The organism is Methyloglobulus sp. (assembly GCF_046714055.1).
GTDB lineage: Bacteria > Pseudomonadota > Gammaproteobacteria > Methylococcales > Methylomonadaceae > Methyloglobulus.
In genome coordinates this window covers 1-8,964 of the sequence record NZ_JBKKBJ010000179.1, presented here as the reverse complement: position 1 = coordinate 8,964, position 8,964 = coordinate 1, and the positions used below count along the sequence as shown (strand labels likewise).

Here is an 8,964-nt window from a genome sequence, read left to right as displayed (position 1 = left end):
CCACGCGCTAGCATTACAAAATCTGCCCTTGCACCATAAAGACCCTTTTGATCGTTTACTTGTAGCCCAGGCGATGGTTAACCAAATACCCCTGCTAAGCGCCGATCAACAGCTTTCTGCTTATTATATTGAACGGATTTGGTAATCAGCGCTTAGACTGAACGCAAAAGGAAGAAAATGAAACATGACGTGACCGATGCACAAATAGCGCCGGATGGCCGACTGGAGGTGCTATCCAGACAAGAGGTCAGCAAATTGCTGGACAGCAGCCAAGGCGGGCTGTACCAGACCTTCCGAAACTGTGCGCTGGCGGTATTGAACTGTGGCAGTGCGATGGATGATGGCAAGGAACTACTGGAACGTTACCCCGATTTTGCCATACGCGTCGTCCAAGAGCAGCGCGGTATTAAACTGGAACTAAAAAATGCTCCCGCACAAGCCTTTGTCGATGGACACATGATTAAGGGTATCAACGAACACCTGTTTGCCGTGGTCAGGGACATTATCTATGCGGATGACGAAATCAACCATAACCCGCACTTTGACCTTGAAACGTCCAACGGCATCAGTAATGCCGTGTTTCATATTCTTCGTAACGCCAATATTTTGCGTCCGATGACCAACCCCAAGCTGGTCGTGTGCTGGGGCGGACATTCCATCAGCCGCAAAGAATACGAATACACCAAACAAGTCGGCCACGAAATGGGCTTGCGTGGGCTGGACATTTGCACCGGTTGCGGCCCTGGCGCGATGAAAGGCCCTATGAAAGGCGCGACTATCGGCCATGCCAAACAACGCATCAAAAACAGCCAATACCTGGGCATCACCGAACCCGGCATTATTGCGGCTGAATCGCCCAACCCCATTGTCAATGACCTAGTCATTTTGCCGGATATTGAAAAACGCCTGGAAGCCTTTGTGCGTACCGGGCATGGCATTGTGGTATTTCCAGGCGGCGCAGGCACGGCAGAGGAAATCCTCTACATCTTGGGAATCCTGCTCCACCCTGACAATCAAGAGATGCCGTTTCCCTTGATTTTTTCCGGCCCCGACAGCGCTGAAGTGTACTTCGAGCAAATCGACCGATTTATCTCCGCCACGCTGGGAAAAGAAGCGCAACGCAGGTACCAGATTATCATCGACGACCCTGCCTTGGTTGCGCGTGAAATGCTGGCCGGTATCAGTCAAGTCAGGGCTTTTCGTAAGCAACACGGCGATGCTTATTATTTCAATTGGCTGCTAAAGATCGACCCAGTTTTTCAGGAACCTTTCAACCCTACACACGACAATATGAAAGCCCTGGCCTTGCACAGCGACCAGGAAAAACATTTGCTCGCCGCCAACCTACGCCGTGCCTTTTCAGGCATTGTTGCGGGTAATGTCAAAGATTCTGGGATACGGGCCATCGAACAATACGGCCACTTTGAAATTCGCGGCGACAGCCGCATCATGACATTAATGGATACCCTGCTGACTTCTTTTGTCGCGCAACACCGCATGAAGCTGCCGGGGAAGAAATACTCGCCGTGTTATCGTACCATTAGTTGATTAATGTTAGGCATTGGTGCTACAAATCACCCTCTGTTATTCCGGCAATTTTCATGAAATGTTTGAGCAAGCCCGTTTTTAAGTCTTCGTTTCCATGAATTGGCAGCGAGATTCGGGCAGAGTTGCTTGGGTTCATATAAACATGATGACTACCATTGACCCGAACCAACGTCCAGCCCCGGCTTTCAGGGAGCCGGGCAAAGTATTTCCAGAAATGGATTTCAAACGGCAATATCCAACACTTTGTCCGTTTCCGAAATTTCGATTTTTTCCAAATCAACAGAAAGGCAAGCTTCTACAGCCTCATATATATTCGACAATAGCTCTTCATAGGTATTTCCCTGAGTGGCACAACCCAAGATAGCCGGAACTTCCGCCCAATACCCACCTTCCTCAGCTTCATGAATTATTACTTTCAATTTCATAATATTGTCCAGGACTCAGTAAAGCTGCATTTTAACATTACTAATACAAATTTCTGAATCGTAGTAGCATTAACGAAGTCAGGTAGGGTGCGCTGTGCGTACCCTACTCACTATTATTTACCTGTCTGCTTCCACTACTGTTTTCAACGCCGCCAAGCCCTTCTCAAACTGACCGCCGACCATTTTGTCGCAGTTCATGATTAAGCCCATGACTTTAGCCATGAAGTTGTTGGTTCCGGTCATGCTCCAGGTTACAGTGGTTTGGTTGCCTTCGGGCGTGAAGGTAAATTCCGCAATATTAGTGGCTTGCATCGGTTTCTGGAATTCCAGTTTGAACTGGATGAAATCGTCTGGGTGGCTTTCGGTGATGGTCATGCTGCCCACGCCGACCTTGTTGTTGCCAACCCAGCTCATTTTTGCACCGACTCCTTCCGCTGAGCCTTCAAAAGAATTTTTGGCATTGGGGTCAAGTTTTGCCCACGGCGACCAGGCATCCCAGTTTTGTAACTTATTGACGTGCGGAAATATGGCTGAGGCGGGGGCGGATATCGTGCCTGTCCGAGTGATGCGGAAATCGTCTGGCTGTCTGTTTGCGAGCACAAAAACTACGATGATTCCAATGATGATTAAGAAAAGTATGATATTAAGCATGGGATTTTTCCTTTTAGTTATTATGGAGCTCTCTAACTATATACCTTGAAACAGCATCGTACAATTGATGAAATAGACGTATTGCAAATATTTTATTTTTGCTCAGATGGGCGAGGTGAATGATAAAATCAGTATCATTAACCAACTAAAGAGAAACCAATGAGCAATGTATTCAGTTTTACCGGGACGGTTGGCCGCGATGCGGAAGTCAGGTATACGCCATCGGGATTGGCGGTTTTAAGTGTGACTGTCGCCAACAATATCGGTTTTGGGGACAAGCAGCAAACCTTATGGGTACGGGTGGCGTTGTTTGGTAAGCGCGCCGAAGGTGGATTGAAGGAGTACCTGAAAAAAGGCCAGCAGGTCTTTGTTTCCGGCGAGTTGACCCAAAGTGAATACAAAGCGAATGACGGCAGCATGAAAACCAGCCTTGAGCTTAATGCCAATATTATTGACTTGATTGGGAAAAGAAACGAAGCCAGTCAAGGCCAGCAAACTTATCAAGCCCCTGGGGCACAGGCATCAACAGCACAAGGCGGCAGTCATGACAACTTTGACACGCCTTATGATGACGATATTCCGTTCTGATAGGATTTAACTATTAAATCCGCTGCGTTTTTGAAGTGTCTTTGGGCTTTAACAGCTTGGCTTCAATTTCAAAATCGAAGCGGATGCGGCTGGCCGCAGCCCTTGCTTCTTTCTTATTCTTGAACGGCCCCGCCACGACTTGATACCCATTATTGGCCTGCACTTTGCGGGCAGGTATGGGCGGGCCTTGATGATTGAGCATGGCAGCCAATTGCTGTGCCTCAGTCTCGTTATTGAACGTTGTCACTAGCATGGCCCAATCGTTTTCGTCCAGAGTTTCGGTAACGGGTTGTCCGTAAAGTTTTCCGGGATGGGCTAGCTGTACCGCTTTTTTGGAAAGCTCGGCTACGTCAGGGCTATTCACCAATACTGGCGTCGGGATGCCGTCTGCACGTTGAATAACCCGATCTACCTTATCCCAATCCACCGTAACATGGTGTTGCTTGGCAATCTTACGCAACTCTTTCGAAACCTGTTTTTTCAACCGGAGTTTGCTGTTAGACCATTTTTCCAAAGGTTCATTGGCTTCAAGATACAACATATCCCCATGCCATGCAGTCAGATAAGGGTCATGAATAATCCGCACTGGCATCCCAACAGACGATTTCTTAAACAACACTTCAATATCCTCAGGATACATCTGCACACAGCCGTGGCTAATTTGCATACCGATGCCAAAAGGCTTGTTGGTGCCGTGGATCAGGTAGCTGGGAATAGCCAGACGCATGGCATAATAGCCTAAGGGATTATCCGGGCCGGAACGCACCACGCTGGGCAAATAATGGCCTTTTGCCGCATGTTCGCGGTGTATGGAAGGCGGCACATGCCATTCTGGATTGGGGGTTTTGACCGCAATACGGGTCATGCCCATCGGTGTGTTCCAGCCGTCCCGGCCAATGCCGACCGGATACGTAAAGACCTTGTCGCGCTGTTTTCTGGGATAATAAAACATGCGCATATTGGCAAGATTCAACACAATGCCTTTGTGCGGCGCATCGGGCAGAATAAACTGCAAAGGCAGGAGAACACGGCTGTTTGCCCTTGGTGTCCAGGCCGAAACCCCCGCATTAGCGGCGGTAATGTCGTTATAGCCCAAACCGAAATGTCGGGCGATGTCGGGCAAGGTGTCATTCTCGCGGGTTTCGACTGCCGCTATCTCGCCAACCATGGCTTGATCGCCGGACAGCCCGAATTCATGCTTAGCAATGTCAGATTGCAGTTGAACGCTAGGCGCTTCAACAGCAAGCTGGTCGCCAGAAGAAAAAAATCCGGACAGGGTTTGGCAACCGCTTAAAAGAGTGGTTGCTGCAAATAACCTGATGAATAAATTTAGTTTTTTAGCTATAAACATACCGTATTCAATTTTATTGGGAACCCACTGACTGGAACAAAAATGACGGCTGATTGCCCCTTCTTTTTGTTAATTAAAGCGCATCACGCTACACCGATCAAGTGTAATATACTCATGATTAAGAAAACATTAAGTTTATCGGAGATAAACCCGTTAACGAAAATACCGGACTTTGGCAAATTCCCCGAAACTCACACACCGGCTTGTAAAGTTTTTAGATGTGTGTTTGAAACCGCCACCTTATGAATAGATGTCTATGGGCGTTGCATAGCGCGAATGAAGAGCATTACCACGACCATGAATGGGGCGTTCCTGTGCATGACGACCGATTGTTGTTTGAATTTCTGGTGTTGGAGGGCGCTCAGGCGGGGTTAAGTTGGTCAACCATCCTCAATAAGCGTGAGGGTTACCGCAAAGCGTTCGATAATTTTGCTGTGGAAAAAGTGGCTCACTATGACGACAACAAAATCAATCAATTATTGGCGAACCCCGAAATCATCCGAAACAAACTGAAAATCACGGCCGCCATCACCAATGCACGGGCCTTTATCAAAGTCCAGGAAGAATTCGGCAGTTTTGACGGCTATATCTGGCGTTTTGTGGATGGTAAACCCCTGCAAAATAGCTGGCAACATCACCATGAACTGCCCGCTTCCACCCACACATCCGACCTGATGAGCCGGGACTTAAAAAAACGCGGCTTTAAATTTGTCGGCAGCGTTATATGCTATGCCCACATGCAAGCAACAGGGATGGTGAATGACCATACGGTTGATTGTTTTCGGTATGGGCAGGTCAAACAACTGGCAGAAACATAAGCCGGAAACCGAGGGGTTTCGCCACATACGTCGGAACACAGCTAAAGCCGTTTCCGACTTACGTGTTGACCCTGATCAAAAAGTGATATATTATAACATTACTTTTTTGGATAAAAAGCCCTGTACAATGAACCCTTCTGCCGACACAAGCCATAACCATCCTTATCCTTTAGAACACGACCATAAAAAATGTGTCAGCGAGGCATTAGGCGTTGCCGAGCATTTGTGTGTGGTACGTGGCGTACAGTTAACTCCGATTCGTCACCAAGTGCTGGGATTGATTTGGGACAGCCACAAAGCAGTCAAGGCATATGATCTGCTGGATCGTATCAAACCTCTGCAAAATGCCGCAAAACCCGCGACGATTTACCGCGCACTGGATTTTTTGATCGAACAAGGCCTGATCCATCGGGTGGAAAGCCTCAATGCCTTTGTCGGTTGCAGTTGTTCGGGCCAACAGCATGAACAATTACTGTTAATCTGTAAACATTGCAATGAAGTTGAGGAACGTCCCGCCACGGAAGTCATGCAGGCACTGTCGCATGAGCTTGATCAGGCTGGTTTTAGTGTGCATGCCAAAGCAATAGAAGCCCACGGGATCTGCATTAAATGTAGTGAGTTATATGGCAATCAAAACTGATGCGTTGAGGACACCCCCCAAGTAGTCATTTTCACCACGCACCATCTGAAGGTTTTTTGAAAAGAAAATAATGTTTGCAATGTGTTATGTTATAACATATTGTTTAATGCAAAATACCATTCCACTTTTACTCATCGTCAGGGTTTGTTAATGAGTATCTGAAAGTGGTTGCCTTAAATTTTCCTATTTTCCATTTAATGTCCTGGGCATCTTATGAACAAAAAAACCGCCATTTTTTCCCTATCAATGACTGTGCTAGTGCCGACAGTCCATGCAGCCGAAGAGAACATACAAGAATTAGAAGAAGTGATCGTCACCGCACCGCTGCAAGAAAAGGTTTCCGAGTCCGCCGTCCCCGTCACCGTTTTAAGCGATGAGGAATTGCGTTTGAAAGTCGGCCACAGCATCGGCGAAACGCTAAAAAACGAACCGGGCATTACCAGCCAATCTTTCGGCCCCGGTGTCGGCACACCGGTTATTCGCGGTCAGAGCGGGCCACGGGTGCGGGTGTTGAACAACGGCATTGGCAGCAATGATGCTTCGGCCATCAGCCCAGACCACGCGACCAGCGTCGAGCCATTGCTGGCGGAACGCATCGAAGTGCTGCGCGGCCCTGCCACCCTGCTCTACGGCAGCGGCGCAATAGGCGGTGTGGTCAATGTCATCGACAACCGGATTCCAGGCAAGCTCCCGGACAGGTTGCTGGGCGGTGCGCTTGAGCAGCGTTTCGACTCAGTTTCCGATGAAACGTCCACAGTGATGAAAGTAGAGGGCGGTAAAGGAAAACTGGCCTACCATCTGGATGGTTTTTATCGCGACCGCAATAATCTCAACATCGGTGGGCTAGCTATTGATGTCAACGCCGCCCAGTCTACCGATCCAACACTAAATGTTATTCAAAACAGCCAAGGCACTATCAACAACAGTTCCGCTCACGCAATCAGCGGCTCGGCTGGCATTTCTCTGGTCGGTGACCCTGGTTTTGCCGGCATTTCCATTAACCGTTTGGAAAATAATTATGGTATTGCGCCAGACGGCAGCGGTGGCGAGGTGGTGCGTATTGACCTTAAACAAAGCAAATACGACTTCAAAAGTGAATTGAAAAATCCGTTCCGCTTTGCTGAATCCCTGCGTATGAAACTGGGTTATACCGATTACCAACATACAGAAATTCCTGATGGCGAGGCTGCCGCTTTTTTCACCAATAAAACTTATGAGAGCCGCCTGGAGTTAGCCCACAACCCCCTGGGGATATTTCGTGGGTTGGTTGGTTTTCAAGCCATTGCCAGCGATTTTGCCGCAATTGACAAGGCAAGCAGTGAAGTGATTGTCGCCCAAACGCAAACCAACAGTTACGGCGTCTTTGCCGTGGAATCATTCAATATAGGTGCGTTTGCTTCCCAGCTTGGTGTCCGCGTTGAAAACACCACCGTGGATCCGCAAGGGCTTTCCAGCCTTAGTTATACGCCGGTCAGCGCCTCCGCTTCCAGCGTGTGGAAGATGAATGACAGCAACAGTCTCAATCTGGCGATCACGCGTTCACAACGTGCGCCGCAAGTACAGGAGTTGCTGGCTAACGGTTTTCATGATGCCACCCGTAGCTTTGAGCGGGGCAACATCAATCTGCACGAAGAAACTTCATACAACCTGGATTTGGGTTACAAGCTTAAATCGAACTGGGTAACAGCCCAACTGGATTTCTTCCATAACTGGGCGGGCGATTATATTTACCAGCAACGAAATGGCGAGTTCATAGACGGTGTTCCCGTGGTCGAAGCCCGTCAGGCCGATGCCACATTCATGGGTTACGAAGGCAAACTCGTGTTTCCGTTAATGGAAAATCATTACGGATTTGTTGATTTAACGCTGTTCAGCGATTTTACCCGGGGGCAATTCGTAGGTGGCGGTGATGTGCCGCGACTGCCGCCTTTGCGTTTCGGTTTTCAGATCGACTACATTAAGGGTAATTGGAACACCAATCTGCGCCTGACTCGCGGTGAAGCCCAGACCCATGCGGGTGACAACGACACGCCTACGGCTAGCTATGTGCAGCTTAATCTCAGTACGCAATATCAAATCCTGGATCTGCACGGCGCGGATGTGATGGTATTTGCCAAGGCCAATAATCTGCTGGATGAGAATATCCGTAACTCCACCTCTTACCTGCGTAGCTTTGCGCCGGAACCAGGGCGTGGTGCGGAAATAGGTTTCAGGGTGAGTTACTAACTGATGTTACGCACCTATAGTTAAAGTAAACTATAAGGATGAATACAGAACTATTAGAAATATATAGCGATTACTTGTTGAGTTCCTTTGGTCAAACGACGGCGACGGGATTATCCAGCTTGCTGGACGGGACACTAAGCCATGACCAAGTGACGCGTTTTTTGAACCGGGACGACTATGACTCAAAAATATTATGGCAGCACGTCAAAAAGACGGTGCGCGAAGTTGAACGGGAGGATGGCGTATTGATCTTTGACGACACGATCCAGGAAAAGCCGTACACCGACGGGAACGGGTTGGTGTGCTGGCACTTTGACCACACCAAGGGTCGGTCGGTGAAAGGCATCAATATCCTCAATTGCCTTTACCATGCCGACGGCGTGTCGTTGCCGGTGGCCTTTGAACTGGCCCGCAAGCCCTATCTTTACAGCGATTGGGCGACCAAGAAAATCAAGCGGAAGAGCGAAGAGACCAAGAACGAAATGCTGCGTCGGATGCTCAAGACATGCCGCCAGAACCAATTGAAATACCGCTATGTCTTGGCGGACAGCTGGTTTTCCGCACAAGAGAACTTGGCCTTCGTGCGCGAAGACCTTGGCAAGCACTTTGTCGTCGCCCTGAAAAGCAACCGGACGGTGGCGACGGCCCTGGACGACAAGCGACAAGGCCGCTTCATTCGGATCGACCAGCTTTCCTGGCCGGAACAGGAACCCATCA

The 8,964-nt window shown here is 48.9% G+C and carries 10 protein-coding genes; 6 read left to right on the top strand and 4 right to left on the bottom strand.

Going from position 1 to position 8,964, the window contains the following annotated elements; genetic code table 11:
- The first annotated feature begins 177 nt into the window (after window positions 1-177).
- On the top strand, window positions 178-1,548 hold the full coding sequence (gene ppnN, locus ACLQ6D_RS10725; RefSeq protein ID WP_411727274.1) for a nucleotide 5'-monophosphate nucleosidase PpnN: 1,371 nt from the start codon (window positions 178-180) through the stop codon (window positions 1,546-1,548).
- 19 nt (window positions 1,549-1,567) lie between these two features.
- Here the strand turns inward: ppnN and ACLQ6D_RS10720 are convergent, their stop codons facing one another.
- The 3 genes from ACLQ6D_RS10720 to ACLQ6D_RS10710 form a co-directional block, all read right to left on the bottom strand.
- Window positions 1,568-1,780: a type II toxin-antitoxin system HicA family toxin gene (locus tag ACLQ6D_RS10720; protein ID WP_411727273.1), complete on the bottom strand. Its 213-nt coding sequence runs from the start codon at window positions 1,778-1,780 to the stop codon at window positions 1,568-1,570.
- Entirely contained in the window at window positions 1,770-1,973 is a 204-nt protein-coding gene (locus ACLQ6D_RS10715) for a type II toxin-antitoxin system HicB family antitoxin (RefSeq protein WP_411727272.1), read from the bottom strand. Before ACLQ6D_RS10715 ends, ACLQ6D_RS10720 begins: the two co-directional genes overlap by 11 nt.
- 117 nt (window positions 1,974-2,090) lie before the next feature.
- Entirely contained in the window at window positions 2,091-2,624 is a 534-nt protein-coding gene (locus tag ACLQ6D_RS10710) for an SRPBCC family protein (protein WP_411727271.1), read from the bottom strand.
- 159 nt (window positions 2,625-2,783) lie between these two features.
- Here ACLQ6D_RS10710 and ACLQ6D_RS10705 point away from each other — a divergent pair, with 159 nt between their 5' ends.
- A complete protein-coding gene (locus ACLQ6D_RS10705) occupies window positions 2,784-3,212 on the top strand; it encodes a single-stranded DNA-binding protein (RefSeq protein WP_411727270.1) in 429 nt (142 codons plus the stop codon).
- A 13-nt stretch (window positions 3,213-3,225) separates the two neighbouring features.
- Here ACLQ6D_RS10705 and ACLQ6D_RS10700 read toward each other — a convergent pair whose 3' ends face one another.
- Window positions 3,226-4,563, bottom strand: coding sequence for a L,D-transpeptidase family protein (locus ACLQ6D_RS10700; RefSeq protein WP_411727269.1), 1,338 nt, complete (start codon window positions 4,561-4,563; stop codon window positions 3,226-3,228).
- A 242-nt stretch (window positions 4,564-4,805) separates the two neighbouring features.
- On the opposite strand from ACLQ6D_RS10700, the gene ACLQ6D_RS10695 reads away from it, so the two are divergent.
- The 4 genes from ACLQ6D_RS10695 to ACLQ6D_RS10680 form a co-directional block, all read left to right on the top strand.
- A complete protein-coding gene (locus ACLQ6D_RS10695) occupies window positions 4,806-5,381 on the top strand; it encodes a DNA-3-methyladenine glycosylase I (RefSeq protein WP_411727268.1) in 576 nt (191 codons plus the stop codon).
- A 127-nt stretch (window positions 5,382-5,508) separates the two neighbouring features.
- A complete protein-coding gene (locus ACLQ6D_RS10690; RefSeq protein ID WP_411727275.1) occupies window positions 5,509-6,021 on the top strand; it encodes a transcriptional repressor in 513 nt (170 codons plus the stop codon).
- A 213-nt stretch (window positions 6,022-6,234) separates the two neighbouring features.
- Window positions 6,235-8,247: a TonB-dependent receptor gene (locus tag ACLQ6D_RS10685; protein WP_411727267.1), complete on the top strand. Its 2,013-nt coding sequence runs from the start codon at window positions 6,235-6,237 to the stop codon at window positions 8,245-8,247.
- 38 nt (window positions 8,248-8,285) lie between these two features.
- Window positions 8,286-8,964, top strand: a 679-nt coding sequence (locus ACLQ6D_RS10680; RefSeq protein ID WP_411727266.1) for a transposase, incomplete at its 3' end; no start/stop codon positions are given.